This window comes from Nocardia farcinica (assembly GCF_001182745.1).
In the GTDB taxonomy this organism is placed as follows: domain Bacteria; phylum Actinomycetota; class Actinomycetes; order Mycobacteriales; family Mycobacteriaceae; genus Nocardia; species Nocardia farcinica.
Genome location: NZ_LN868938.1, coordinates 1,774,601 through 1,797,197, shown reverse-complemented (window position 1 = coordinate 1,797,197; position 22,597 = coordinate 1,774,601). Strand labels below are relative to the sequence as shown.

General features: G+C 71.5%; 27 protein-coding genes. 14 read left to right on the top strand and 13 right to left on the bottom strand.

Features of this window, described 5'->3' with window-relative positions; translation table 11 throughout:
- Window positions 1-11 precede the first annotated feature (11 nt).
- Window positions 12-1,160, bottom strand: coding sequence for a serine hydrolase domain-containing protein (locus tag AMO33_RS08755; protein WP_082668623.1), 1,149 nt, complete (start codon window positions 1,158-1,160; stop codon window positions 12-14).
- Window positions 1,161-1,470: 310 nt separating this feature from the next.
- On the opposite strand from AMO33_RS08755, the gene AMO33_RS08750 reads away from it, so the two are divergent.
- Window positions 1,471-2,451, top strand: coding sequence for an AraC-like ligand-binding domain-containing protein (locus AMO33_RS08750; protein WP_060593385.1), 981 nt, complete (start codon window positions 1,471-1,473; stop codon window positions 2,449-2,451).
- A 232-nt stretch (window positions 2,452-2,683) separates the two neighbouring features.
- Here the strand turns inward: AMO33_RS08750 and AMO33_RS08745 are convergent, their stop codons facing one another.
- Window positions 2,684-3,166, bottom strand: coding sequence for an SRPBCC family protein (locus AMO33_RS08745; protein ID WP_060591881.1), 483 nt, complete (start codon window positions 3,164-3,166; stop codon window positions 2,684-2,686).
- Window positions 3,163-3,498 carry an ArsR/SmtB family transcription factor gene (locus AMO33_RS08740; protein WP_011208830.1) on the bottom strand — a complete coding sequence of 112 codons (336 nt, stop codon included), beginning with the start codon at window positions 3,496-3,498 and terminating at the stop codon, window positions 3,163-3,165. Before AMO33_RS08740 ends, AMO33_RS08745 begins: the two co-directional genes overlap by 4 nt.
- Window positions 3,499-3,624: 126 nt before the next feature.
- On the opposite strand from AMO33_RS08740, the gene AMO33_RS08735 reads away from it, so the two are divergent.
- Window positions 3,625-4,167 (top strand): carboxymuconolactone decarboxylase family protein, encoded by a 543-nt coding sequence (locus AMO33_RS08735; protein ID WP_011208831.1) that lies wholly within the window; start codon window positions 3,625-3,627, stop codon window positions 4,165-4,167.
- Window position 4,168: 1 nt separating this feature from the next.
- Here AMO33_RS08735 and AMO33_RS08730 read toward each other — a convergent pair whose 3' ends face one another.
- The 3 genes from AMO33_RS08730 to AMO33_RS08720 all read right to left on the bottom strand — a co-directional run bounded on the left by AMO33_RS08730 (window position 4,169) and on the right by AMO33_RS08720 (window position 6,289).
- On the bottom strand, window positions 4,169-5,110 hold the full coding sequence (locus AMO33_RS08730) for an AraC family transcriptional regulator (protein ID WP_011208832.1): 942 nt from the start codon (window positions 5,108-5,110) through the stop codon (window positions 4,169-4,171).
- A gap of 14 nt (window positions 5,111-5,124) precedes the next feature.
- Complete coding sequence (locus AMO33_RS08725) at window positions 5,125-5,745, bottom strand: NAD(P)-dependent oxidoreductase (RefSeq protein ID WP_011208833.1); 621 nt, start codon at window positions 5,743-5,745, stop codon at window positions 5,125-5,127.
- A gap of 121 nt (window positions 5,746-5,866) precedes the next feature.
- Complete coding sequence (locus AMO33_RS08720; protein ID WP_060591879.1) at window positions 5,867-6,289, bottom strand: DUF6010 family protein; 423 nt, start codon at window positions 6,287-6,289, stop codon at window positions 5,867-5,869.
- Window positions 6,290-6,485: 196 nt separating this feature from the next.
- Here AMO33_RS08720 and AMO33_RS08715 point away from each other — a divergent pair, with 196 nt between their 5' ends.
- The 3 genes from AMO33_RS08715 (at window position 6,486) to AMO33_RS08705 (ending at window position 8,971) form a co-directional block, all read left to right on the top strand.
- Window positions 6,486-7,427 carry a GlxA family transcriptional regulator gene (locus AMO33_RS08715; protein WP_060591877.1) on the top strand — a complete coding sequence of 314 codons (942 nt, stop codon included), beginning with the start codon at window positions 6,486-6,488 and terminating at the stop codon, window positions 7,425-7,427.
- A gap of 78 nt (window positions 7,428-7,505) precedes the next feature.
- On the top strand, window positions 7,506-7,958 hold the full coding sequence (locus AMO33_RS08710; protein WP_041560069.1) for a MerR family transcriptional regulator: 453 nt from the start codon (window positions 7,506-7,508) through the stop codon (window positions 7,956-7,958).
- The gene (locus tag AMO33_RS08705) at window positions 7,955-8,971 is read left to right on the top strand and encodes an aldo/keto reductase (RefSeq protein ID WP_060591875.1); all 1,017 of its coding nucleotides are present in this window, start codon (window positions 7,955-7,957) and stop codon (window positions 8,969-8,971) included. The genes AMO33_RS08710 and AMO33_RS08705 overlap by 4 nt, the downstream gene beginning before the upstream one ends.
- 15 nt (window positions 8,972-8,986) lie before the next feature.
- Here the strand turns inward: AMO33_RS08705 and bla are convergent, their stop codons facing one another.
- Window positions 8,987-9,928 carry a class A beta-lactamase gene (gene bla, locus AMO33_RS08700; protein WP_060591873.1) on the bottom strand — a complete coding sequence of 314 codons (942 nt, stop codon included), beginning with the start codon at window positions 9,926-9,928 and terminating at the stop codon, window positions 8,987-8,989.
- A 171-nt stretch (window positions 9,929-10,099) separates the two neighbouring features.
- On the opposite strand from bla, the gene AMO33_RS08695 reads away from it, so the two are divergent.
- A complete protein-coding gene (locus tag AMO33_RS08695; RefSeq protein WP_011208841.1) occupies window positions 10,100-11,320 on the top strand; it encodes a PucR family transcriptional regulator in 1,221 nt (406 codons plus the stop codon).
- A 63-nt stretch (window positions 11,321-11,383) separates the two neighbouring features.
- Here AMO33_RS08695 and AMO33_RS08690 read toward each other — a convergent pair whose 3' ends face one another.
- Window positions 11,384-12,601: an esterase/lipase family protein gene (locus AMO33_RS08690; RefSeq protein WP_099421859.1), complete on the bottom strand. Its 1,218-nt coding sequence runs from the start codon at window positions 12,599-12,601 to the stop codon at window positions 11,384-11,386.
- Between the two features lie 272 nt (window positions 12,602-12,873).
- Window positions 12,874-13,905, bottom strand: a complete 1,032-nt coding sequence (locus tag AMO33_RS08685; protein WP_060593384.1) for an LLM class flavin-dependent oxidoreductase — start codon at window positions 13,903-13,905, stop codon at window positions 12,874-12,876.
- A gap of 66 nt (window positions 13,906-13,971) precedes the next feature.
- On the opposite strand from AMO33_RS08685, the gene AMO33_RS08680 reads away from it, so the two are divergent.
- The gene (locus AMO33_RS08680; protein ID WP_060591871.1) at window positions 13,972-15,288 is read left to right on the top strand and encodes an FUSC family protein; all 1,317 of its coding nucleotides are present in this window, start codon (window positions 13,972-13,974) and stop codon (window positions 15,286-15,288) included.
- Between the two features lie 232 nt (window positions 15,289-15,520).
- Here AMO33_RS08680 and AMO33_RS30255 read toward each other — a convergent pair whose 3' ends face one another.
- Window positions 15,521-15,721 (bottom strand): hypothetical protein, encoded by a 201-nt coding sequence (locus AMO33_RS30255; RefSeq protein ID WP_081433183.1) that lies wholly within the window; start codon window positions 15,719-15,721, stop codon window positions 15,521-15,523.
- A 154-nt stretch (window positions 15,722-15,875) separates the two neighbouring features.
- Here AMO33_RS30255 and AMO33_RS08675 point away from each other — a divergent pair, with 154 nt between their 5' ends.
- The gene (locus tag AMO33_RS08675) at window positions 15,876-16,220 is read left to right on the top strand and encodes a histone-like nucleoid-structuring protein Lsr2 (protein WP_011208846.1); all 345 of its coding nucleotides are present in this window, start codon (window positions 15,876-15,878) and stop codon (window positions 16,218-16,220) included.
- 3 nt (window positions 16,221-16,223) lie between these two features.
- Here the strand turns inward: AMO33_RS08675 and AMO33_RS08670 are convergent, their stop codons facing one another.
- Both AMO33_RS08670 and AMO33_RS08665 read right to left on the bottom strand, forming a co-directional pair.
- Window positions 16,224-17,108, bottom strand: coding sequence for an alpha/beta hydrolase fold domain-containing protein (locus AMO33_RS08670; RefSeq protein WP_082668620.1), 885 nt, complete (start codon window positions 17,106-17,108; stop codon window positions 16,224-16,226).
- Between the two features lie 13 nt (window positions 17,109-17,121).
- On the bottom strand, window positions 17,122-17,820 hold the full coding sequence (locus AMO33_RS08665; RefSeq protein WP_076573485.1) for a hypothetical protein: 699 nt from the start codon (window positions 17,818-17,820) through the stop codon (window positions 17,122-17,124).
- 358 nt (window positions 17,821-18,178) lie between these two features.
- Here AMO33_RS08665 and AMO33_RS08660 point away from each other — a divergent pair, with 358 nt between their 5' ends.
- From AMO33_RS08660 to AMO33_RS08655, 3 genes are all read left to right on the top strand, one after another.
- Window positions 18,179-19,780: a flavin-containing monooxygenase gene (locus AMO33_RS08660; protein ID WP_060591866.1), complete on the top strand. Its 1,602-nt coding sequence runs from the start codon at window positions 18,179-18,181 to the stop codon at window positions 19,778-19,780.
- Window positions 19,781-19,921: 141 nt separating this feature from the next.
- On the top strand, window positions 19,922-20,080 hold the full coding sequence (locus AMO33_RS31400; protein ID WP_157838376.1) for a hypothetical protein: 159 nt from the start codon (window positions 19,922-19,924) through the stop codon (window positions 20,078-20,080).
- A gap of 101 nt (window positions 20,081-20,181) precedes the next feature.
- Entirely contained in the window at window positions 20,182-20,604 is a 423-nt protein-coding gene (locus AMO33_RS08655; protein WP_041560072.1) for a hypothetical protein, read from the top strand.
- On the opposite strand, the gene AMO33_RS08650 is transcribed toward AMO33_RS08655, so the two are convergent.
- Complete coding sequence (locus AMO33_RS08650) at window positions 20,520-21,110, bottom strand: DUF6328 family protein (RefSeq protein WP_011208852.1); 591 nt, start codon at window positions 21,108-21,110, stop codon at window positions 20,520-20,522. The genes AMO33_RS08655 and AMO33_RS08650 overlap by 85 nt on opposite strands.
- A 391-nt stretch (window positions 21,111-21,501) precedes the next feature.
- Here AMO33_RS08650 and AMO33_RS08645 point away from each other — a divergent pair, with 391 nt between their 5' ends.
- From AMO33_RS08645 to AMO33_RS08635, 3 genes are read left to right on the top strand one after another with little or no spacing between them, the layout of a single operon-like run.
- Window positions 21,502-21,936, top strand: a complete 435-nt coding sequence (locus AMO33_RS08645) for a phage holin family protein (protein WP_060591864.1) — start codon at window positions 21,502-21,504, stop codon at window positions 21,934-21,936.
- Window positions 21,933-22,331 (top strand): DUF3618 domain-containing protein, encoded by a 399-nt coding sequence (locus tag AMO33_RS08640; protein ID WP_060591862.1) that lies wholly within the window; start codon window positions 21,933-21,935, stop codon window positions 22,329-22,331. The genes AMO33_RS08645 and AMO33_RS08640 overlap by 4 nt, the downstream gene beginning before the upstream one ends.
- The gene (locus AMO33_RS08635; protein ID WP_011208855.1) at window positions 22,328-22,585 is read left to right on the top strand and encodes a DUF4235 domain-containing protein; all 258 of its coding nucleotides are present in this window, start codon (window positions 22,328-22,330) and stop codon (window positions 22,583-22,585) included. The genes AMO33_RS08640 and AMO33_RS08635 overlap by 4 nt, the downstream gene beginning before the upstream one ends.
- Window positions 22,586-22,597 lie beyond the last annotated feature (12 nt).

The window sequence follows — 22,597 nt, the reverse complement described above, 5'->3', positions numbered from 1 at the left end:
GTCGCGGGTGATCAGCGGAGGTGGGTGAGGCAGTGGCGCACGGCGCCGAGGAGCAGGAGCGCTTGGTCGCTCACACCGACCACGGCGGGCGCCTTGCTGGTGGTGAATGCCAGTGCCACACCCAGCTCGGGGTCGGCGCAGACGACGGATCCGCCCGCGCCTTCGTGACCGAACGAGCGCTCACCGAGGAACGGCAGATGGGTGTGCGGCAACTCCACGCCGGAGCCGAAATGGGTCACGTGGCCGACCATGCGATCGGGGCCGTGCGAGCGCGAAGCGGTCATGGCGGTGAGGGAGCCGGCGTCGAGCAGGCGGACGCCGCCCACGGCGTCCAGCGTCGCGGCGAAGGCGCGGGCCAGATCGCGCGCCGTGGTCACCACGGACATCGCGGGCCATCGCGCGGTCCGCACCCGCGGGTCGCCGAAGAAGCCGACCGGATCGGCGTTGATCTCGACGAAGCTCCCGTCGGGAATGAACCGAGGCGAACTCATCGCCCGTGCTTGTGCGGGCGTCGACGCCGGGGGTGAGAACACCGTGGGCGCGATCCGGTCGAGCTGATCGGCGGGAGCGCCGAGCCACAGTTCGAGGCCGAGGGGTGCCGAGATCCGGGTTCGGAGGAAATCGGCGATCTCCACCCCGGCGCCGTGGCGGAACACGCCTGCCATCAAGGCGCCGAAGGTGAAGGCGGCATATCCGTGGTCGGTGCCGGGTTCCCAGTACGGTTCCTGCCTGGCGACGGCCCGGTCCAGCTCGCCCGACACCAGGTCGGCGAGGCTGAGCGGGGTGGCGACCGCCGAGAGACCCGAGCGGTGCGCCAAGATCATCCGGGCCGTGATCATCGCCGTCGACGGCCGACGGAACTCCCGCCAATAGTCGGCGATCGGCGCGTCGAGGTCGATCATCTGGTCGTGGTGGGCGACGGCCGCGGCGACCGCCACGATCCCCTTGGACACCGAGAACACCTGCTGCAGGTAGTCGGGCCGGTATGTGCCGCCGATCAGATCGAGCACCGGGCGACCCTCCCGGTACACACACAGGGCGCTGCCGCCACCGCCCTGCCGCGCGACCGTGCGGGCGAACATGTCGGCGACCTGGTCGAATGGCGCTTCCACCACCCCGGACACCGGGGTGACGGGTGGGGCCACGGCTGCTGTGCTCATGCTGGTCTCCTTCGAGGCGCCGCCGGGTGTGCTCGGCTGCCGCCTGGTGATGGGGGAATGGTTCGGCGAACGACGTTTTCGCCGCGATCGGTGCACCGGAATGTCCGTGCCGCGGTGACCGTATCCGTCGCCGTGGCAGCCGCTCTTTCACCAGCGCGCACACCGATGTCGTCTCCGCGCACGAGTGGATCGAACGCCGGTCCGGCGACTCGCCGCGCCATACCGTGTGTTCGGACGAGTTGCCGAGTCGTAGCCGAAGCCCGGTGCGGCCGGATCCGTCCCGGTTACGATGTCGGTGGAGGTGCGGATCGTGCAGGGCAGGGCTCCGGAGGGAGCATCCGTACAGGATGCGGTCGCCGTCGAGGTCCGCGGAATCGGCGAATGGCGCGCCGCCGTATCGTCGACATTCGCGCCGCTACAGGTGCGGGCCGCGCGACGGGCCGATTTCCGCGGGCTGATCCGCACCAGGACGCTCGGAGAGGTGAACGTCTCGGAGGTCGCCGCGGCCGCGCAGGTGGTGGAACGGACGTCGGCATCGATCGAGGCGTACGGCACCGGCCGCTACATGCTGTGCTTTCAGTTGGCGGGCCGCGGCATCCTGAGCCAGGGCGGCCGAGAAGCGGCGCTGGAACCGGGGGATATCTCCGTCTACGACATGGATGAGCCGTACACACTGGTCTTCGAGCAGGAATTCCGCAGTTTGGCGATCACGGTTCCCCGCCCGCGCCTGGGGCTCCCGAGTCCGCTGGTCGCGCACCTGGCCGCGACCCGGATGGCAGGCGACGAGGGCCTGTCCCGCGTCGTGAGCCCTTTCCTCGTCGAACTCGGCAGCAATCTGGGCGCACTCGCCGGTGCCGGTGGGGCGCGGTTGATCACGAACGCGATCGACCTGGTCACCACCGTGCTCGTCAGCCAGCTCGAATCGGCGCGGACCGACGAGACCGACGACCGCCACCGTGCGTTGACCCGCCGGATTCTCGACTTCATCGATGCGCATCTGACCGATCCGAACCTCGGCCCGGCCACCATCGCCGCCGCCCACTTCATCTCCACTCGCCACCTGCACGCGATCTTTCGCGCACACGGTGTCTCGGTCTCGGAGTGGGTGCGGTTGCGCCGACTGGAGCAGTGCAGACGTGATCTGGCCGATCCGGCCTTGCGCGCCGACACCGTGTCGGCCATCGCCGCGCGTTCGGGGTTCACCAGCGCCTCACATTTCAGCCAGGCGTTCCGCAAGACGTTCGGAGAGTCCGCAACGGAATTCCGTCAGCGCGCGCTGCCGGCCGGGTGATCTGCGCCGGCGGTGTCGGGCGGACTGCCCGCTGTCGGTTCCGAGGTGAGGTGGCGGCGTGCGGCGGTGTCGGGATGTGTGGGTCTGGTGCGCCCTGCTACGCGGAGTGCTGGGGGCGCTCGGCCGGCAATATGCGGCGCCGCCACGGTGGTGCTGGACCCCGCGCTGCCGGTGTGGGAAGGCGGGCTCACCGGGTCGATCGCATCGGCCCACACCCCCGGGTGCCCGACGTTCAGGACGCGGATTCGGCGGTCCGCCTGAACAGTTCGAGTAGCGTGCTCCAGCCGCCGCCGCGTTCGGCGATGGTGTCGTGGATGGCGCGGCCGTCGACGAGACGATCCAGATGGCGGTGTTCGAGGGTCACCGTGGTCTGCTCGGGAGTGTCGGCGGTGAAGCGGATCTCGATCTCGCTGGCCCGTCGTGGGTCGGGGTCGAACTGCCAATGACCGTTGATCTGCCAGGTGAGCAGCAGGCGGTGCGGCGGCTCCCAGGCGAGCACGCGGCCCCAGTCGCATTCGGAGCCGTCCACGCCGCGTTCGTACCAGCGGCCGCCGACGTGGGGTTCGACGACGGCGTCCGCCATCTCGGCCGAGCCGATGTGGTAGGCGGCGGGCCACCAGCTGCCGAACGAGTCGGTGAAGAACGCGAAGGCGCGCGCGAGCGGCAAGGCGACGGTCGCGGTGCCCCGCAGGGTCGGGAGGGTGGAGGTGGTCATGTTCGGTGCTCCTGTCCGGGATCGGTGGCCGCCGCGTCGGCGGCCTTCTGAAAAGCGGTCAGCGCCTCGTCCCAGATCTGTTGGAAATAGGCCTGGATCGCGGCCAGTCCCTCGGGATTGATCCGGTAGATGCGCCGGGTGCCCTGCGCCGTGGCCACCACCAGTCCGCCGTCCCGGAGCACCCGCAGGTGTTGCGAGACCGCCTGGCGGGTGATCGGCAGCGATTCGGCCAGCTCGCCGACCGACGAGGGCCTGCGCGCGAGCCGTTCGAAGATCGCCCGCCGGGTCGGATCGCCCAGGATCGCCAGATCCACATCTCTGAAAGCAGCCACTTTCGTAAGTATCGGCTTTCAAAAGCTCCCTGGCAAGGGGGTGGGGATGTGAGAATTGCTCTACTACAAGTCGTCGTTGAGGCGTAGCATCGGCGGCACACGACGTACGGCGACGGAGGTGGGGAGATGCGGGCACTCAGGCGGATACGCAACTACGCGCAGGCGATGCGGCAGGCCCGGCGGCACCGCGGCGACCTGGTGGGATGGCTGGCGCGGCGGCCGCAGCTCGGCGCGGGCACGGCCTTCTACGAATCCATGCTGCTGTTCAGCAACCGGCTCGACCCGCACCTCAAGGAGCTGGCCGAACTCAAGACGGCCGGGCTGATCAACTGCGAGTTCTGCCTCGACATCGGCTCGGCCCTCGCACACAGCAGCGGTGTGACCGAACAGCAGATCACCGACCTGCCGCGGTACCGCACCAGCCCGGCCTACTCCGAGCTGGAGCGGCTGGTGATCGCCTACGCCGAGGCGATGACCGCGACGCCCGCCGTCGACCTGGCCGACCTGCGCGAGCAGCTGCTGGCCCACCTGAGCAAGGCGCAACTGGCGGAACTGGCGGCCACCATCGCGTGGGAGAACCAGCGCGCCCGGCTGAATCAGGGCCTGGGCGTGCGGCCCACCGGGATGGCCGAGGGACTGGCCTGCGCGCTGCCCGAGCCCGCGCGCTGAATCACGCGGTGGCGCCGCGCAATCGGTGCTGCTGCGGGCTGATCCCGCGGGCGCGTTTGAACGCGGTGCTGAACGCGAACGGCGTGCTGTACCCGACCCGGCGGGCCACGCTGGTGACGGTCGCCTCCGGATCGGTGAGCAGGTCGGCGGCCACCGCCAGCCGCCAATGCGTGAGGTAGGCCATCGGCGGCTCGCCGAGCAGGTCGGTGAAGCGTTTGGCCAGATTCGCCCGCGACACACCGGCTTCGGCGGCCAGGGTCGCGACGGTCCACGGCCGCTCCGGCGCCCCGTGGATGCGAGCGAGCGCCACCCCGACCACCGGATCCTGCTGGGCCCGATACCAGGCCGGTGCGTGCTCGCGTTGCGCGGCGAACCACGTGCGCAACGCGGAGATGAGCAGCACGTCCAGTAGCCGGTCCAGCACCGCGCGCTGACCGGGCGCGGCGATCTGCATCTCCTCGGCGAGCACGTCGATCAGCGGCGAACGCCACTGGTCGCGGCGCAGCACCACCAGCGCGGGCAAGGCCGCGAGCAGCGGTTTGCTCGCCTCGCCTGCGTTGTCGTAGGTGCCGGTGAGCAGCGTGGTGCGGCCCTCGGGCGCGCCCCAGGTGCGCACACCGAGCGACCACTCGTCGACGAGGCTGCGCCCGTCCTCGGCGCTGGTGCACAATCCGCCGGGCAGGACGACCACCGACGGCTCGGTGGCCGGATCGTCGGCGACGGTGTAGAAGCCGGGGCCGCGCACGATCGCCACGTCCCCGGTGCTCAGCCGCACGGCGTCGCCGTCGTCGGGGAGCAGCCACGCCTCGCCCCGCAGCGGCGCCGCCACGGTGAGCGGCGCGCCGTCCTCGATCCGCAGCGCCCACGGCGGGTCGAGCAGGGACCGCAGCAGGAAGGCGCCGCGGGCCCGCGGGCCGTCCAGCAGCGCCTCCAGTACGTCCACATCGGTGAGCGTACTCAGTGCGACACCGCCACCGCACGACCGACCTGGGCGCGGTCGGTGACGGCGCGCAGCAGCGCGTCGGCCACGTCGGCGCGCGCCACCTTCAGGGTGAGACCGGTTGCGTCCGGGCCGAATCCGTGGCGGTAGTCGCCCGTGCGCGGACCGTCGGTGTAGGCGCTGGGCCGGATGAGGGTCCAGTCCAGGCCGCTGCCGCGCACGACCTCCTCCTGGCGCTGATGGTCGGCGTAGGCGGCACGCAGCAGGAGACCGAACATCAGGTACTTCCAGACGAAGTTCAGATTGGCGCGGCTCTCGCCCGCCCCGAGGGTGGACAGGCACACCAGTCGCCGCACCCCGGTCGCGCGCATCGCCTCGACGGCCGTGCGGGTGCCCGTCTCGCGCACCCCGGCGGCGCGGCCCGCGCCGAGTGCCACGATCACCGCGTCGCTGCCGTCGACCGCGGCGGTCACGTCGGCCGGGACGGTTGCGTCGCCGCGGACGACGGTCAGGCCGGGCCGGGCGGGCAGGCGGGCGGGATCGCGGACGAGGGCGACGATCTCGTGACCGTCGGCCGGCGCCTGCTCGACGACGTGGGCGCCGACGCTGCCGGTGGCTCCCAGAAGGGTGATTCGCATGGTGTTCTCCTCGGCGAGTGGGTTTTTCGGTCCACTCCAGTCAACTGCCGGGAGCCGGGTCGAACCATCGCCGAGACGCGCCGGAGCATACGCGATCGTCCACACCGGAGCCGCCGACCGCTCAGGGGATCTCGGCCGTGGTCGGCCGGGTCGCGCCGAGCTTGCCGCGCGCCCACGCGATGACGTCCGGCCCACCCCGCAACGCCCACACCGCGATCACCGGGTCGCAGATCGCGCAGCCGAGCGAGGAGTCGTGCAGGAATGGAACGATCGGGTTCCCTTTGAGATGGTGCACGGCGTCCCAGACGGTGTGCAGCAGCCAGGCGATGCCGATGAAGCGCCAGGATCGCAGACCCCGGTAGGCGCAGTAGGTGACGAGCGCGGTGAACGCGAATTCCCAGATGCCGAAGCCGCCGCCGCTGAGGTAGGCGGCCCCGGCCCCGGCCACCATGATCGCGTTGAACTGGCGCCGGTGCGGTTCGCGGATCAGCGACATCAGCACGATGTAGACGGCACCGACGAACAGTGGCGCGACGTAGTTCATGGAGCGACTCCTCGGGGTGGCGGTGGAAGGGGTCCGAGCCGGACCGCTCCGACGCTATCCAGCGCCACGGGAGCCGCACAGTGGCGAGAACGCCAGATGACGACGGGATAGCGCCAACACTCCTGACCGGGGCCGAGCTCAGGCGATCGGCGAAAGCGCAGCTGGCGGAAACCCGGCGGAGAGGTACGTTGTAGCCGTGCACATGGTGGCCGTTCTCGCCCTGGACCGGGTGATCCCGTTCGACCTCTCGACACCCCTCGAGGTCTTCACCCGCACCCGGCTGCCCGACGGGCGCCCCGCCTACCGGGTACGCGTCTGCGCCGAGCACCCGCAGGTGGACGCGGGCGCGTTCACCCTGCGCGCGCCCTGGGGCCTGGACGGCCTGGACGGCGCCGACACGGTGATCGTCCCCGGCGTCGCCGACCCCGCGTCCCCGCCGTCACCCGCGGTCGTCGCGGCGCTGCGCCGCGCGGCCGCGGCCGGCACCCGCATCGCCTCCATCTGCACGGGCACCTTTCCGCTGGCGGCCACCGGGCTGCTGGACGGCCTGCGCGCCACCACCCACTGGGCGGCCGCCGAGGCGCTCGCGCGGGCCCACCCGGCGGTCACCGTCGATCCGGACGTCCTCTACGTCGACAACGACGGCCGCGTCCTCACCTCCGCGGGCGCGGCGGCGGGATTGGATCTGTGCCTGCATCTCGTGCGCCGCGACTACGGGTCCGCGGTGGCCGCCGACGCCGCCCGGCTGGCCGTGATGCCGCTGGAACGCGAGGGCGGTCAGGCCCAGTTCATCGTCGCGCCGCTGCCGCCCGCCCCGCGCGGTTCGGCGTTGGAACCGCTGCTGATCTGGTTGCAGGACAACCTGTCCCGCCCGTTGACCCTCGCCGAGATCGCCGCCCACGCCGGGACGAGCACCAGGACACTGCTGCGACAGTTCCGCGACCAGACCGGCACCACGCCGCTGCGCTGGCTGCACCGGGCCCGCATCCACCGCGCCCAGCATCTGCTCGAGACCACCGATCACACGGTCGAGCGGATCGCCACCCAGGTGGGCTTCGGCTCGCCGACCACCTTCCGGGAGCGCTTCACCCGCGTCACCGGCGTCACGCCGCACGCCTACCGCCGCAGTTTCCGGTGAGGGGGCAGAATCGGTCTTGCTTGGAGCGCACTCCAGGTGACTAGCGTCGGGTCGTGTTCGACGAAAGGGGCGAGTCCGGTGAGCGTGATCGCGGCACAAGCCGACGACGGCGAGCGGGAACGGGCGAAATACTCCATCGGTGAGGCGGCCGAACGGTCCGGGCTGAGCCGCGACACGTTGCGGTGGTACGAGCGGATCGGGCTGATGAACTACATCGGCCGCGATCACACCGGCCGCCGCCGGTTCAGCGACCGCGACCTCGAGTGGCTGGAGCTGATCGGCAGGCTCCGCGCGACCGGCATGTCGGTGGCGGACATGATCCGCTACGCGGAGCTGGTGCGCGCCGGGGATGCCACGTTCCCGCAACGCCTGGAGATGTTCCGCGCCACCCGCGCCGAGGCCCTCGCCAAGATCGCCGAACTGCAACAGACCGTGGCCGTGCTGGATCGCAAGATCGCGCTCTACGAGGGCGCTTCCGCAACCCGGCCTGCCGCGCTCGGCACCGACGACTGCGAAGGGACCACCGCATGAGCACCCCCGACACGTTGCCCACCACCACGCTGGGCGCCTCCGGGCTCCGCGTCGGCAGCCAGGGCCTGGGCTGCATGGGCATGAGCGAGTTCTACGGCCAGTCCGATCTCGCCGAATCGCGGGCCACGCTGGAACGGGCCCTGGAACTCGGTGTCACCCTGTTCGACACCGCCGACGTGTACGGCATGGGCCACAACGAGGAATTCCTCGCCGATTTCGTACGCGCGCACCGGGATCGGATCGTGCTGGCCACCAAGTTCGGTATCGTCCGCAAGGCCGACGACCCCGCCTTCCGCGGCATCGACAACTCCCCGGCCTACCTGCGCGCCGCGGTGGACGCCAGCCTGCGCAGGCTCGGCATCGACACCATCGACCTGTACTACCTGCACCGGCGCGACGTGCGCGTGCCGATCGAGGAGACGGTGGGCGTGCTGGCCGAGCTGGTCGCCGCGGGCAAGGTGCGCGCGCTCGGCCTGTCCGAGGTGACCGGTGCCGAGCTGCGGGCCGCGCACGCGGTGCACCCGATCGCGGCGGTGCAGTCGGAGTGGTCGCTGTTCTCCCGCGACGTCGAACGCACCGCCGTGCCCGCCGCGGCCGAGCTCGGGGTGGCCTTCGTGCCGTACTCACCGCTCGGCCGCGGCTTCCTCACCGGGTCCTTCACGGCCGCGACCGAATTGAGCGACACGGACTTCCGGCGGGCGATGCCGCGGTTCACCGGCGCCAACGCCGCCCGCAACGCCGAACTGCTCGCCCCGATCCGCGCCATCGCCCAGGAGCGGGGCCGCACCCCGGCCCAGGTGGCGCTGGCCTGGGTGCACAGCCGCACCCAGGTCCACGGCCTGCCGGTGGTGCCGATCCCGGGCACCCGCAGCCGCACCCGGCTGGCCGAGAACGTCGCCGCCGCGACGCTTCGCCTGACGCCGGAGGAGCTGGCGGTGCTCGAGCCGATCGCCGAACAGGTGGCCGGACCGCGCTACGCCGACATGGCCTTCACCTCGGCGGGGCGGGAGTGACCCGCGCGCTGATCGTCATCGCAGGGCGGTGACCACCGCCCGGGTCGCCTCGGCGAGCAGGGCGTTGTCGGCCTTGGCGGCGGGGTCGGTGCGGTGCGAGAGCAGGGCGATGACGATCGGGTCGCCGGTCTCGGTCCAGGCCACGGCCACGTCGTTGTTGCCGCCGTGGCTGCCGCCGCCGGTCTTGTCGCCGACCGTCCAGCCCGCGGGTACGCCCGCACGGATGCGCTGGTCGCCGGTGGTGTTGGCGACCAGCCAGTCCCGCAACTGGGCGCGCTCGGGCTCGGCGAGCACGTCACCGAGCACCAGCGCGCGGTAGTTCGCCGCCACGGCGGCGGGGGTGGTGGTGTCGCGTTCCTCGCCGGGCGGCACCTCGTTGAGTTCGGTCTCCCAGCGGTCCAGCCGGCTCACCTCGTCGCCGAGCGAGCGCAGGAAGGCGGTGAAACCGGCGGGGCCGCCGAGCAGTTTCAGGATCTGGTTGCCCGCGGTGTTGTCGCTGACGGTGATCGTGGCGTGGCACAGTTCGGCGACGGTCATCCCGGTGTCCACGCGGGTCTCGGTGACCGGCGAATAGGACACCACCTCCTCGCGGGAGTAGCGGACGACCTGGTCGAAATAGCCGGACGACAGCGGGTGCTCGCGCAGCAGCGCGCCGCAGGCCAGGCCCTTGAAAGTGGAGGCCATGCCGAACCGCTCGTCCGCCCGGTAGGCGACCTCGGCGCCGCTGGTCGTGTCGACCGCGTAGACGCCGAGCCGCGCGCCGAATCGCTGTTCCAGTGCGGCGAACTCGGCGGTCGCCGCGTCGGTGGCCGTGCTCGGCGCGCTCGTGCTCGCCGCGGTGGTGGCGGGCTCGGAACCCGCGTCCGCGCCGCAGCCGCCCAGTAGCGCGATCGCCGCGGCGGCCGCCATCGTCCGGCGACCAGATTTCTTCAGGAAGGAAATATCCACGCCTGGCATCTTCGGCCGACGCCCCACCGCCGCGCAACGCGAGCGCTGTGAGCACTCACAGACGCGGTCGCGGCGGTCCGGAGCGTTGTCACAGAACCACGCGATTCCGTCCGCGGCAGCACCCCGCTCATTAGTGTGAATCTGCCACACAGTAATTCTCGGGGGCTGAAGGAGTTGCCGATGACCGTCGACAGTTCGATCAGACCGAGCCTGACCCTGTCGGGCAAGCCGATGTCGTCCCCACTCAAGGACGTCCGCGGCCTGTCCCGGCAGATGGTCGGCCACTTCGTGCAGAACGTGGTGCCCTGCGGCACGCTACCCGGCGACGCGATCAGCGGCGACGTCACCACCATCACCCGCGTCTGCCTCGAGGTGGCGGTGAGCATGCTCGACGGCCGCGATATCCAGACCAAACTGCGCAGGCTGGAGGACGCCGCGGCGGGCTGGGCCCGCGAAGGCGTCCCCATCGACACCATCCACCATTCGGTGCACGAGGGCTTCAAGATCGGCCTGGACCTGGTGGTCGCCAATGCCTCGGTCAAGGACTACGACAGCCTCGTCGACGGCGCCAAGCTGGTCGTGGAGATGCTCGACCGGATGACGACCACGATCTCGACCGCCTACGTGCGCGAATTGCGCGCGGTGGTCAGCGAACACCACACCGCCGTGCACACCCTCACCTCGGCACTGCTGGGCGGGCACAGCAATTCGACGATGGCGCGCGAATGCGGCATCGCCATCGCCGACTCCTACGCGGTGGTGGCGGTGGCGATCCCCCCGCACCGCGACGAGGCGAATCCGGCGCTGGACGGCCAGGTGGTCGCGCGCCGCAAACTGCGCCGGGTGCAGGCCGAACTCGCCACCCGCTGCGGCACCGCCGCGCTGTCGCTGCTCAGCGTCGACGGTGGCACCCTGCTCGTCCCGGCGACCATGTTCGACGACGACGGCCTGGACCGTCTCGTCACCGACCTCTCGCGCGCCGCGCAGGTCGGCATCACCGCCACCCTCGTGCAGGCCCCGCCACCGCAGATCCCCGACGCCGCCGACCAGGCGCACGAACTGCTGGACATGGTGCAGCGGTTGCAGGCGGTGCCCGGCCTCTACCGCTTCGACGAACTGGCGTTGGAATACCAGCTCACCCGGCCCGGCCCGGGCCGGGAGTACCTCGGCGCACTGCTCGACCCGCTCGACGACCATCCGGAACTGCTCGAAACCCTGCAACGCCACATCGCCAACAACCTCAACCGCCAGCGCACCGCACGCCTGCTGCACGTGCACACCAACACCGTCGACTACCGCCTCAAGCGGATCGGCCAGCTCACCGGCTTCGACCCCACCCAGCCCTCCGGACTGTGGTACCTGCGTTCGGCGCTGGTCGCGCGCAGCTACCGCACCCGCTGACCGCGAACACCGAGAAGGGCCGGGCGATCTCCTCGCCCGGCCCTTCTCGGTGCGATCAGCGTGTCACAGCGATCCGCCGCCACCGAGCAACCAGGGGTTGCCCGTGCACACCAGATCCGGGTGGCCCTCCGGGTCCAGGGCGCGCAACGCGATGGACAGCCCGCGCGGGGAGTACATCATCGTCAGGTGATCGGACATGTCCTGCTCACAGCCGTCCTGCAGGGTGATGTTCTGCACGGTCGCGCCGGGCACGGCCTGCAGGAAGGTCAGCTCGTAGGGGTTGGTGATCTCGTCGTAGCGGGTGCCCACCACGGTGTAGTCCACCCCGGCGATGGTGTCGCCGTTCTCGTTGAGCTTGTTGATGAAATCCGATCCCACGGTCTGCTGGATACCGGCGTGACCGACGAAGATCTCCACGAAACCGAGCACGTCGATGCCGAAGTTGTTGATCGCCCGGCCGAGCGCGCCGATACCGACCAGCGTCGTGCCGTGGTGGGTGGCCCCGTAGGTGATCAGGTTCTTCACCTTGTCCGCGCCGCCCTCGTACTTGGTGTACCAGTTCGCCAGCGCACCGCCCTGGGAGTGGGCGATGATGTCGACTTCGTCGGCGCCGGTCGCCGCCAGCACCCGGTCGACGAAGGTGGCCACCTGCTTGGCCGAATCCTGGATGTAGCCGGTACCCATCACGCCCGGCAGCACCGAGCCGAGGCCGCCGCCCTCGAGCAGATTCGACCGCCCGTAGTTCAGGGTGAAGGTGCAGAATCCGGCGTCCTTGATCGGCTGGCTCATGTAGGCGAAGCCGTTGTAGGCGTTCATCCAGGTGCCGTGCAGCAGCACCACCGGGCGCGGATGCTCGGCGGTCGGCTTGCAGTTCCAGTCGTTGGCGCCCGGCGGCGCCACATCCGGATTGCCCAGGCCGTAGCCGAAAGCGGCCAGCCACGACGACATCTCGGGGCCGTGCCCGACGGTGTCGCTGGCGTAGCCGCCCGCCGAACCCGAGCTGCTGCCCGAACCGCCGTAGCAGTTGCCCGAGCCGTTACCCGAGCCCGCACCGCTGCCGGACGTGCACGCCGAGCCGGTGCCGCCCGCGGTCGGTGCGAGCGTGCGACCCTCGGCGATGATCGCCGCCAGCGCCTGCTCGGAGACGGAGGTGCCCGCGTCGGGATCGGCGTGCGCGGGGGAGCCGGACACCGTCACCGCCAGCACCGAGACGGTGACCATCGCCGCGGTGCCACACCATTTGGCCAGAAGCGTCGCGCGCCGGCCGGAACTTCGTTTCATGGAGATGCCTTCCTACAGAACGTCGGCGTTCTCGGATTCGAGGTACTTGCGACCTCGAATTCCGGGAGGACAGTAGGGTCGGCGAAATCCCGGAAACCACCGATCGACCGGCTGTCCGGACAGCTCACGAAAGCGTTCCGGAACAGCTAGGGAGCGGCCACAGCGGCGTACCGGCGCCAGTCACCGGACTGGTCCGGAGGCGCCCGCGGTCCTTCGGCGGTGCCGAATACCGTTGCGCCCGGTGAATTCTCACAAATCGCGCGCGGAGTCGTTCAGGCGGCGGGATATGCCTGTGCCCGCGCGGTCAGGCCGGCGAGCAGCGCCAGTCGCCGATGCGACTCCAGCCGGGCCGCCCGGTCGAATGTGCTGGTGTGCACCAGGACCTCGTCGGCGGAGGTGGCGGCGAGCAACTGCTCGAGTGCTTCGGCGACCTCGTCTTCGGTGCCGTGGATCTGATCGCGCAGTGCTTCGTCGAAATACGCCCGCTCGCGGGGCGCGAGTGCCGCGGGATCGATGGTGGCGGGATCGGGCAGTGGCGGGAATTCGCCTTTGGTCCGGGAATAGGCGTTCGACCACGCTTCCGGCCACAGCAATCGATGTGCCTGCTCGGTCGTGTCCGCGATCATCACCGTCGTGGAGACCATGACGTAGGGCTGCTCGCCCCACGGGGTGCGGGTGAAGTCGGCGCGATAGCGGGCGATCGCCTCGGCCATCCGGTCGAAGCCGCCGACCGGCGCGATCACCAGCGGCAACCCGAACCGGGCGGCCCGCGCCGCACCGGACCCGGTGGCCAGCAGAAAGGCGGGAACGGACAGGCCCTCCGCGGGCCAGGCGTGCACGCCCGCGCGCCCGCGCGCCAGATAGTCCAGCACCTCGGTGAGCCGGGCGTCGAAGTCGGCCGCGTCGCTCTTGCCGTGGGCCAGCGCCCGGCGCACCGCCTCGGTGAAGCCGACCGACCGGCCCAAGCCCATGTCGATGCGCTCCGGATACAGCGATTCGAGCACCCCGAACTGTTCGGCCACGACCAGCGGCTGGTGGTTGGGCAGCATCACCCCGCCGGTGCCGACCCGGATGCGCTCGGTCGCGGCGGCGACGGCGGCGGCGAGCACCGTCGGCGCCGACCCGGCCACGCCAGGCACGCTGTGGTGCTCGGATACCCAGAACCGGTGGTACCCCCACCGCTCCGCGAGCCGGGCGAACTCGACCGTCTCGCGCAACGCGGCCGGATGCGGCTGGCCGCGGCGCACCCGCGATCGATCCAGGATCGAGAATCGGACGGTACCGGTCGGTGTCGCGCTGGTCATGTTCACCTCAACGCGCGCGCGGCGCGAGGATTCCACCGGGCGGTCCTCCGTAGACTGATCCGGGCAATGAGCTCCGATCGCCCCGACCCCGCGAACCCGGTCCGCGCCACCGCACGGGAGGTGCTCGACGCGGCCGTGCTGCGGCAGTCGCTGCGCGTCGGCCGGGCCGACGCCGCGCTGGCTCCGGCCGTCCGCGTCGGCATCGCGGCCGCGATCGCGTTGGTCGGCTTCGGGCTGGCCGGGCATCAGGAACTGGCCGGTTTCGCCGCACTCGGCGCCCTGACCTCGCTCTACGGCCGCTACGACACCTATCGGCGGCGCGCGGCCCTGCTCGCCACCGTCGGGACGCTGATGACCGCCGCGATCGGCGGTTTCACCCTGCTCGCCGCACTCGGCGCGCCGACACCGGTGGGCTGGCTGCTGATGGCGACACTGGCCGGCGGGATGACCGCGTTCGTGCTGCTGCTGCGGGCCGGACCGCCGGGAGCGACGATCGTCGTGTTCTGTGCGGGGGCGGGAATGGCCGGCGATCCGGCGACCGGCGATGTGCTGCCGCGCACCGGCGCCGCCGCGACCGGCGCGCTGCTGGCCTGGGTGGTGTGCATGGCGGGCGTGCTCGGGTACCCGACCGCGCCCGCCCGGCTGGCGGTGCGCCGCGCCGCCGACGCCGTGCGCCGGGCCCGCGCGCACCGGTCCGCCGACGACCTGGCCGCGGCGCAGGCCGCACTGGCCGCCGCCCGCGCGGCCCTCGCCGACGACCGATCGTGGCGGCGCACCCGGCCCGTCGCGCAGCTGCTGACCGGCGAACTCGACGCGATCGAGCGTGCCCTGTACCCCGACCGCACCGGCCCGCCGACACCGCTGCCACCGCGCCGTTCGTTGCGCGGCACCGCCCGGGCCGAGAGCGCCGGGCCGGGCTGGATCCTGGCGACCGCCCGGGTCACGATCGCGGGTCTGGTCGCCTGCGTGGCCTCCGCGGTGGCCGGGCTCGGGCACGCGGCCTGGGCGGTGATGGGGTCGACCGCCACCCTGCAGGCCGACACGCCCCGGCACGCGGTGGTGCGGGCGGTGCAGCGCGCCGCGGGCACGGTCGTCGGGGCGCTGGCGATCGCGTGGCCGCTGCTGGCCGCGGACCTGTCCTTCTGGCAGGCGGCCTGCGTGGTGCTCGTCCTGCAGGTCGCCACCGAGATCGTCATCGCGGTGAACTACGGTCTCGCGCAGCTGCTCATCGCGCCGATGGCGCTGCTGATGACCGCGCTCGGCGCGCCCGCCGACCCGTCCGCGCTCGCGATCGACCGCGCGCTGGACACCGCGCTCGGCGCGTTCGTCGGTGTGCTCGCCGTGCTGCTCGTCCACCCCCGTCCCGCCCGCGCACGAGCCTGACTCACCCCGCGTCGCCGGGCCGGGCCGCCACCCGGACGCCCCGGCGGGGCGAGCGCGCGCCGGATCGGCGCAGCGGGCGATCGCGAGACGGGACGGCGGGTTCGTGGCCGGTGTTCCCGCCGGCCGGGTGGCACGGAAGGAGTGCTGCGCCGATTTCCCGGGGAATTCCGCCGCCGGGGAATTGCGGGCGGCGGAATTGCCGCGGGGATGAAATACTCGGTGGTGGCGGATTTCAGGATTCCGGGAGGGGGATGAGTTCGAAATGGTCGCCGGGTTCACCGGCCGGTCCGCCGGGCCTGCCGTTGATCGCGGTGGACCCGCCCGGGTGGGCGACCACCCATTGCCCGCAGACGCAGCGGAGGTAGCGCACGGAACCGTGGGTGGACACGAGCATCGGGGCGGGCCAGGCACAGGTGGGGCAGGGGTCGGACATGGGGTAAGAGTGGGCAGTGGGCGGGGGTAATGCAATCACCCGTGCGGCGTGGCGGGGGAAATGAGACCGATCGTGACCGGGGCGAGAGCGGCCTCGGTGCGGGTGCGACGCAGAATAGGATCGCAGTTTCGCAGACCGAGGAGGAGGGCACGTAGTGGCACGCAAGGTGGTCGTGACGATCGTCGATGACTACGACGGCGAATCGCAGGCCGCGGAGACGGTTTCGTTCGGGCTCGACGGTGTGGGTTACGAGATCGATCTGTCCGAGCAGAACGCCGCCGCGCTGCGGCAGATCTTCGAACAGTGGACTCCCTACGCGCGCAAGGTGGGCAAGTCCGGCCGCAGCCGCAGTGTGAAGCAGCGCGAGCGCGGCGATCAGGAGCAGGCCGCCGCGATCCGGGAGTGGGCGCGCCGCAACGGCTACGAGGTGTCCAGCCGCGGCCGGGTCTCCGCCGACGTGGTGGCCGCGTACAAGGCGGCGCACGCCGACGGCGACTGACGCCTAGCGGCTCGCGCACACCGCGCGGGCGATGCGGGCCGCGGCGGCGCGGCCTTCGCGGGTCGGCAGCAGCGGATAGTCGTGCAGCGCACCGCCGCACACGGTGAAATCGACCCGCACTCCCGCCGCGGTGGCACGGTCCCGGAACGCGCACGCGTCGGGGTAGCCGAGGTCGCGGGTTCCGATGTAGAGATCGGTGGGCGGCAGCGCGTCCATCGGGCCGTTGAGCGGACTCAGCCGCGGATCGGTCGGGTCGGTGCCCGCCGCCCACGCCCGTCCGGCCTCGAGCAGCCCGGCCCGGGTGAGCCACGGATCGTCGACGGCCGCCATGTCCGGATTCGACAACGTGAGATCGAGCCACGGTGCGATGAGCACCAGCCGATCCGGCCGGCGGACGGGCTCGTCGAGTCCGGCGAGCGTCTGGGTGAAGCCGAGGGCGAGTCCGCCGCCCGCGGAATCACCCAGCACCGTCACCGGTCCCGGCGCCTCGGCGGCCATGGCGCGATACGCCTCGGTGACGAACGGATACGCGTCGTGATGGCTGAACCGCGGGGCCAGACCGTAGATCGGGACGTCGACGCGCGCACCGTGGTCGACCAGCCGGGCGATCAGTCCCCAGTGCTGGCGCGCGATCTCGGCGATGTAGGAGCCGCCGTGCAGGAACAGCACCGCGCAGTGCGGCGCGCGGTGCCGTGGCGTCACGGTGTAGGTGGTGAATTGGCCGAACCGACGTTCGGTGACGGTGTGGCGGGCCCGTAACCGGGCGGGCGGCGCGGCCGAACCCTTGGGCGCCGCCATCCGCGCGCGGGCCCGTTCGGCGGTGGCCATCCGGCGTCGCGAGGTCAGCCGCAGGTAGAGCCCGACCGCGCGCATTCCCAGACCGCTCACACCACACGTCCTCTCATCCGCGCGACGCGGAGGGCACCGACGCGCGCTCCGGTTCGTCGCGCTCGGGCGAGTTGGGCTCGCCCGGCCCGAACGCCTTGTCGGCGTTGCGGATGACGCTCTTGGCCAGCATACGGTTGCCCGCCGCGCCGACCACCGCGCCGATGCCTGCCGGGATCACCCGGCCGAAGGCCAGCACGCTGCGCTTGGCGATGGCGCGCACGACGAGCCGTTTGAGCGCGGAGTCGTCCATCTCGCCGATGATCGGCAGCCGGTCGGCCAGCTCGTCGGCCCAGTTCTTGGCCGACCCCGCCGACTCCTTGCCGAGCAGTCGCGCGCCCTCGGCCCCGAACACGATGCCCGAGAGCAGGGTGGCCTGTCGCGCGATGAGCTCGGTCTCCTCGCCCGCCAGCGCGGCGGCCGTGAGTGCGTAGAACACGGAGGCTTCGACGAAGAACACGGTGTCCACGCCCATCGCGGCGAACCCGGTGATCAGCCCGATGCCGGGCACCGCGGCGCACATACCCGCCGCGACACCGCTGGCGGTGACGGCGACGAGGTAATGCCTGCGAGCACGGTGCAGCAGCTGCTCCGGCGACTCGGCGGGGTGCGCGCGACGCAACCAGTCGCCGTACTTCTCCACCAGCGGGGTCTGCGCCCGCGCGCCGGTGTCGATGGCGGTCAGCACGATCTTGTTCACGGCCTGTCCGAACACGTTGCCACCCTTTCCTACGACTCCGCGTCCGCGGAATCGGATCGACCTCACGGATACCCGACACCCCGGCCGCTCAGACGGCACGGGCACGTGTCGGGGCTCACGTGCTGGTCGGTTGATTTTGCTGGATGTCTGCTGTGAACCTGTTCTCTCCCTGATTTCGGGCTGTTCCATTCTGCATGGAAGGGCCTGGCCTACGTCCACGCTGAGTGCGTTTCGGCCATTTCCGCTGAGAAGACCCCGTTTTATTCGTTGTGTGCGTGTGATTCGATCTTGAACCGTGCTGTCCCATAGCATGTGGTCCGCGTCACAATTGGGTTTGCTGAATGTTGTCCATTGGTGAGGAAGTGAGGCTGCGGTGACTGCGGAGCGGGACGGGGCGAACGGGGAGCGGGACGGGGCGGACGCGGTTCGAACGACACGGGTGGTGATCGTCGGGGCGGGGTTCGGCGGGATCGGCACGGGGGTGGGATTGAAACGGGCCGGGATCGAGGACTTCCTGATCCTCGAGGAGGGGACCGACGTCGGCGGGGTGTGGCGCGACAACACGTATCCGGGCTGCTCGTGTGACGTGCCCGCGCACCTGTATTCGTTCTCGTTCGCGCCCTACCGCAGCACGCGTAGACGCTACCCGGGACAGCAGCACATCCTGGCCTACCTGCGCCGCGTCGCCGCCGACCACGGGCTGGTCCCGCACCTGCGGCTGCGCACGCCGGTCGCCGCGGCCACCTACCGGGAGGACCGGGCGCGCTGGGAGGTGCGCACGGTGGCGGGGGAGGCGATCGACGCGGAGTTCGTGGTGTTCGCCGTCGGCCAACTGCACCGGCCGTGGGAACCCGCGCTGCCCGGCCGGGAAGTATTCGCGGGCAAGGCCTTCCACACCGCGCGCTGGGATCATCGGGTCGATCCCGCGGGACGCGAGATCGCCGTGATCGGCACCGGCTCCAGCGCCGCGCAGGTGGTTCCGGAACTGGCCGCGGTGGCGCGCCGGGTGACGGTCTACCAGCGGACCCCGAATTGGCTGTTGCCCAAGCCGTGTGAGCAATTCGGCCGCGTCTCGCGCACCCTGTTGCACCTGCCCGCCGCCCACCGGATGTACCGTGGCGTGCTGGCCCAGGGCGCCGACCTCACCCTGGCCCCGATCATGCGCCGGGGGTGGTCGGCCCGGCCCGCCCAGTGGTTGGCCCGCGCCCACCTGCGCCACCGTGTCGCCGACCCGGACCTGCGGGCGAAACTCACCCCCCGCCACCCCATCGGCGCCAAACGCATTCTGTTCGACAACGGCTACTATCGCGCGCTGACCAGGGACAACGTCGAACTCGTCACCGAGCCGATCGCGCGGCTCACCCCCGACGGCGTGTGCACCACCGACGGCGTGCACCGCCGCGCCGACGTGCTCGTCTACGCCACCGGGTTCCGCGCCGCGGAATTCCTCGCCCCGATCGTCGTGCGTGGACGTGGCGGGCAGGTGCTGCACGAGCGGTGGCGCGACGGCGCCGAGGCCTATCTCGGGCTGGCGGTGCCCGGATTCCCCAACGCCTTCCTCATCGCCGGGCCCAACACGTTCAATCCCGCGGGCAGCAACCCGGGCATGAAGGAACACCAGATCGAGTTCGTGCTGGAATGCCTGCGCTGGCGCGACGAGATCGGCGCACCGGCCATCGAGGTCACCCCCGCCGCCATGGAGGGTTATCGGCGCTGGCTCAGCGGGGCGATCGCCGAGACCGTGTGGCCGGCCAGCGCGAGTTGGTACCGGCACCCGAGCGGCCGGGTCACCAACCCGTGGCCCGCCACCGCGCGCTCCTTCGCCCGGATGCTGAAACAGTCACCCGCCCACGCGTTCCGGCGCGTCGACCCGCCGCCTGCGCCGCCGCGCAGACCGAGCGCCTGCGACCGCGCCCGGGTCGCCCGGATCCTGTCGGCCCGCTACTCCTCGCACGCTCCGGCGCCTCGGGCCTGAGGCGGGGAGGTCACCGGACGGCGTAGGGGTCGTCACGAGACGGTCTCCGCGCCGTGTGCCCCGCCTGCCGTCACCCGCCCGCCGGGCTAGCGTCGCCGCTCGACCCGTGCACGGTGCGGACCGGTGAGGAAGGTGGCAGGCATGCGGATCGAGGCAGTGCGGACGGCCGTCACGATCGGCGTGGCCGCGGCGGTGCTGGCCGCGGGCTTCGTCGTCGCCCAGCGGGCACTGCCCGCCGACCGTGCCCTCGCCGAGGCCCAGCGCGGCCCCGCGCCCGTGTACACCGACCGGACCGGCTGAGGCGCCCGTCGCCGCCGGTTTGGTGGCCGCCGTGGCGGGAAGTCGCTTGGGGGCAGATGAGCCGACGGCAAATAGAGCAGAGGGCAATAAAGGAGACGGCAATGACGGAACCGAACGACACCTTCGACCCGCCACAGGACACGGGGGCGCCGGATTCGGTCGAGACCGACCCGGCCGCTCTCAACAGCGCCGAGGACCTGGACGAGGACCGGCTGCGATCCGATCCGCTGGAGGCGGGTATGGATCCGCCGGAACACTGGACCGCCGCCGACAAGTACGGCACCACCCCGTGGGAGCAGGCCCATCCGCGCCCGATCGGCGACCGGCTCACCGAAGAGGAACCCGACATCGATCCGGACCGGCAGGCGCCGCCCGCGGACGACCAGCGGCTCACCGACATCGCGGCCGACAACGGCGAGGAAGTCGGCCCGGCCACCAGCTACGAGGAGTCGCTCGGCGTGGAGGCCGATGTCGCGGGCGGCTCGGTCGCCGACGACATCCGCCGTCCCGAGCCGCCCGAATGAGGCGAACGCCGTGGCGCCTGTCGGTGGCCCCGCCGGCGCCACGGCCCGATCATCCACGCCAGCAGGAACGACACCGCGAGCACGACCGCCGCCGCGGCGGCGGCCTCCTCGCCGAGGATCCGGTCCACCACGAGCACCAGCGCCCCCGTCAACGCCACCGCCAGGCACACCATGCCCGCGGCGGCGAACCGGTGCGCGGCGGCGACCAACTGTTCGAGCCGGTGCCTGCGGAACAGCACCCGATGCCAGGCCACCGGCGCGACGACGAAGACCGTCGCCGCCACCGAGGCGCCCATCGTGGTCAGATAGATCGCGCGCATGCCGGTGTCGAGATCGGCGAAACCGGGCTGGAACGGCAGGGTCACCAGGAAACCGGTCAGCAACTGCACACCGGTCTGCAACACCCGCAGCTCCTGCAGCAGATGCGACCAGTTGCGGTCCAGCCGTTGGGTTTTCGTCTCGCCCCTGGCCCGGCGATTCCAACCGTCGTCGTCATCCAGCGTCATCGGACCGTGCTCCCGCCGGCCGCGGCGGCGACCGCGGCCCGGAGCGGTCGAAGGCTCCAGCATCGGGTCGACCACCTTCTCCAGTACTCGCACGGGGCGCGGCCCCGCTGGAGCGAACTACCCACCCGCGCCGGATCCAATCGCGGAATCGCGCCCTGACCTGCTGTTCAGGTCGGCGATTGAGTGATCGGCGGCAGGGTATACGCCCCGTGGGACATCGCGTCATCGACACCCGACGCGGATCCCGGCGGCACCACCGCGGATTCGGCCGTCGCCGACGGCGTCAACGGGGACGTGGGCTCGCAACGGCGCGGGCCGGGAACGGCGACGCACAGGCGAATCGGGTGTGCCCGTCCGGAACGGACATGCCGCTCGATGCGGAGGAGGACTCATGACCGACACGACAGGGGCTCACCTGACCGAGCAGGCCAGGTCGACGACGCAGTCCCGGTCGACGGCCGAACTGGTCGAAGACGCCACCGCGCAGGTCAGCAGGCTGATCAGAGACGAATTCCGGCTGGCCCAGCTGGAGATGCAGAGGAAGGCGCGCGGCATCGGGATCGGCGCCGGACTCGCGGGCGCCGCGGGGCTGCTGGCGTTCTACGGCGGCGCGGCCCTGGTCGCGGCGGCGGTGTTCGCGCTGAACATCCCGCTGCCGGACTGGGCGGCCGCGTTGATCGTGGCCGCGGCGCTGTTGCTGGTCGCCGGCGTGCTGGCGCTGGCGGGCAAGAAGAAGGTGGACAACGCCACCCCGCCGGTGCCACAGGAGGCCGTGCGCGGCGTGGAAGGCGACATTCGAGCGATCAGGAACGGGACCCGCCGATGAGTGACACCGAGCCGAACAACACGAGCCCGGACGCGCTCGCCGACGCCGTCCGCGAGGACCGCGATCAGGCGCGCCGCGAACTGGGCGAGACCGTCGACGAACTCGGCCGCAAACTGGACATCCGAGCCCGCGGCAAGGAGAAGGTGAACGACACCGTGCACTCTGCGCAGCAGGCCGCGAACGAGGCGGTGCTCGCCGCCGAGGACAAGGCCGCGCAGGCGGGCAGGCGCGCCAAGGAGGCCATCGCCCGCGCCGAGGCCAAGGTGCCCGAACCGGTCGCCCAGAGCGGCAGGCACGCCGCCGACACCGCGCGCAGGCAGCCGGTGCCGCTGGTGCTCGGCGCCGTGGGTGCCGGCGTCCTGGTGTGGTGGCTGTTGCGGAGGCGGCGCTTGTGAAGACCTTGTACAAACCCCTCGGACTGATCGTCGGCGTGCTCGGCGGTGTCGCCGCCAACGCCGTGTTCAGCAAGGTATGGGGCAAGCTGACCGGCGAGGACGAGGCGCCGAACGCGACCGCGCCCGATCACACCTGGCGCGAGGTCGTCATCGCGGCCGCGCTGCAAGGTGCCATCTTCGGTGCGGTGAAGGCCGCGGTGGACCGCGCGGGTGCCCGCGGATACCAGTCGTTGACCGGTACCTGGCCGGGCTGATCGCCGGGCGGG

What these genes read in the sequence shown, in the direction of transcription:
- AMO33_RS08755 (WP_082668623.1), bottom strand. Translation starts at nt 1,160, where the DNA reads ATGAGCACAGCAGCCGTGGCCCCACCCGTCACCCCGGTGTCCGGGGTG.
- AMO33_RS08745 (WP_060591881.1), bottom strand. Translation starts at nt 3,166, where the DNA reads ATGACCACCTCCACCCTCCCGACCCTGCGGGGCACCGCGACCGTCGCC.
- AMO33_RS08735 (WP_011208831.1), top strand. Translation starts at nt 3,625, where the DNA reads ATGCGGGCACTCAGGCGGATACGCAACTACGCGCAGGCGATGCGGCAG.
- AMO33_RS08725 (WP_011208833.1), bottom strand. Translation starts at nt 5,745, where the DNA reads ATGCGAATCACCCTTCTGGGAGCCACCGGCAGCGTCGGCGCCCACGTC.
- AMO33_RS08720 (WP_060591879.1), bottom strand. Translation starts at nt 6,289, where the DNA reads ATGAACTACGTCGCGCCACTGTTCGTCGGTGCCGTCTACATCGTGCTG.
- AMO33_RS08705 (WP_060591875.1), top strand. Translation starts at nt 7,955, where the DNA reads ATGAGCACCCCCGACACGTTGCCCACCACCACGCTGGGCGCCTCCGGG.
- bla (WP_060591873.1), bottom strand. Translation starts at nt 9,928, where the DNA reads ATGCCAGGCGTGGATATTTCCTTCCTGAAGAAATCTGGTCGCCGGACG.
- AMO33_RS08695 (WP_011208841.1), top strand. Translation starts at nt 10,100, where the DNA reads ATGACCGTCGACAGTTCGATCAGACCGAGCCTGACCCTGTCGGGCAAG.
- AMO33_RS08690 (WP_099421859.1), bottom strand. Translation starts at nt 12,601, where the DNA reads ATGAAACGAAGTTCCGGCCGGCGCGCGACGCTTCTGGCCAAATGGTGT.
- AMO33_RS08685 (WP_060593384.1), bottom strand. Translation starts at nt 13,905, where the DNA reads ATGACCAGCGCGACACCGACCGGTACCGTCCGATTCTCGATCCTGGAT.
- AMO33_RS08680 (WP_060591871.1), top strand. Translation starts at nt 13,972, where the DNA reads ATGAGCTCCGATCGCCCCGACCCCGCGAACCCGGTCCGCGCCACCGCA.
- AMO33_RS30255 (WP_081433183.1), bottom strand. Translation starts at nt 15,721, where the DNA reads ATGTCCGACCCCTGCCCCACCTGTGCCTGGCCCGCCCCGATGCTCGTG.
- AMO33_RS31400 (WP_157838376.1), top strand. Translation starts at nt 19,922, where the DNA reads ATGCGGATCGAGGCAGTGCGGACGGCCGTCACGATCGGCGTGGCCGCG.
- AMO33_RS08655 (WP_041560072.1), top strand. Translation starts at nt 20,182, where the DNA reads ATGACGGAACCGAACGACACCTTCGACCCGCCACAGGACACGGGGGCG.
- AMO33_RS08650 (WP_011208852.1), bottom strand. Translation starts at nt 21,110, where the DNA reads ATGACGCTGGATGACGACGACGGTTGGAATCGCCGGGCCAGGGGCGAG.
- AMO33_RS08645 (WP_060591864.1), top strand. Translation starts at nt 21,502, where the DNA reads ATGACCGACACGACAGGGGCTCACCTGACCGAGCAGGCCAGGTCGACG.
- AMO33_RS08640 (WP_060591862.1), top strand. Translation starts at nt 21,933, where the DNA reads ATGAGTGACACCGAGCCGAACAACACGAGCCCGGACGCGCTCGCCGAC.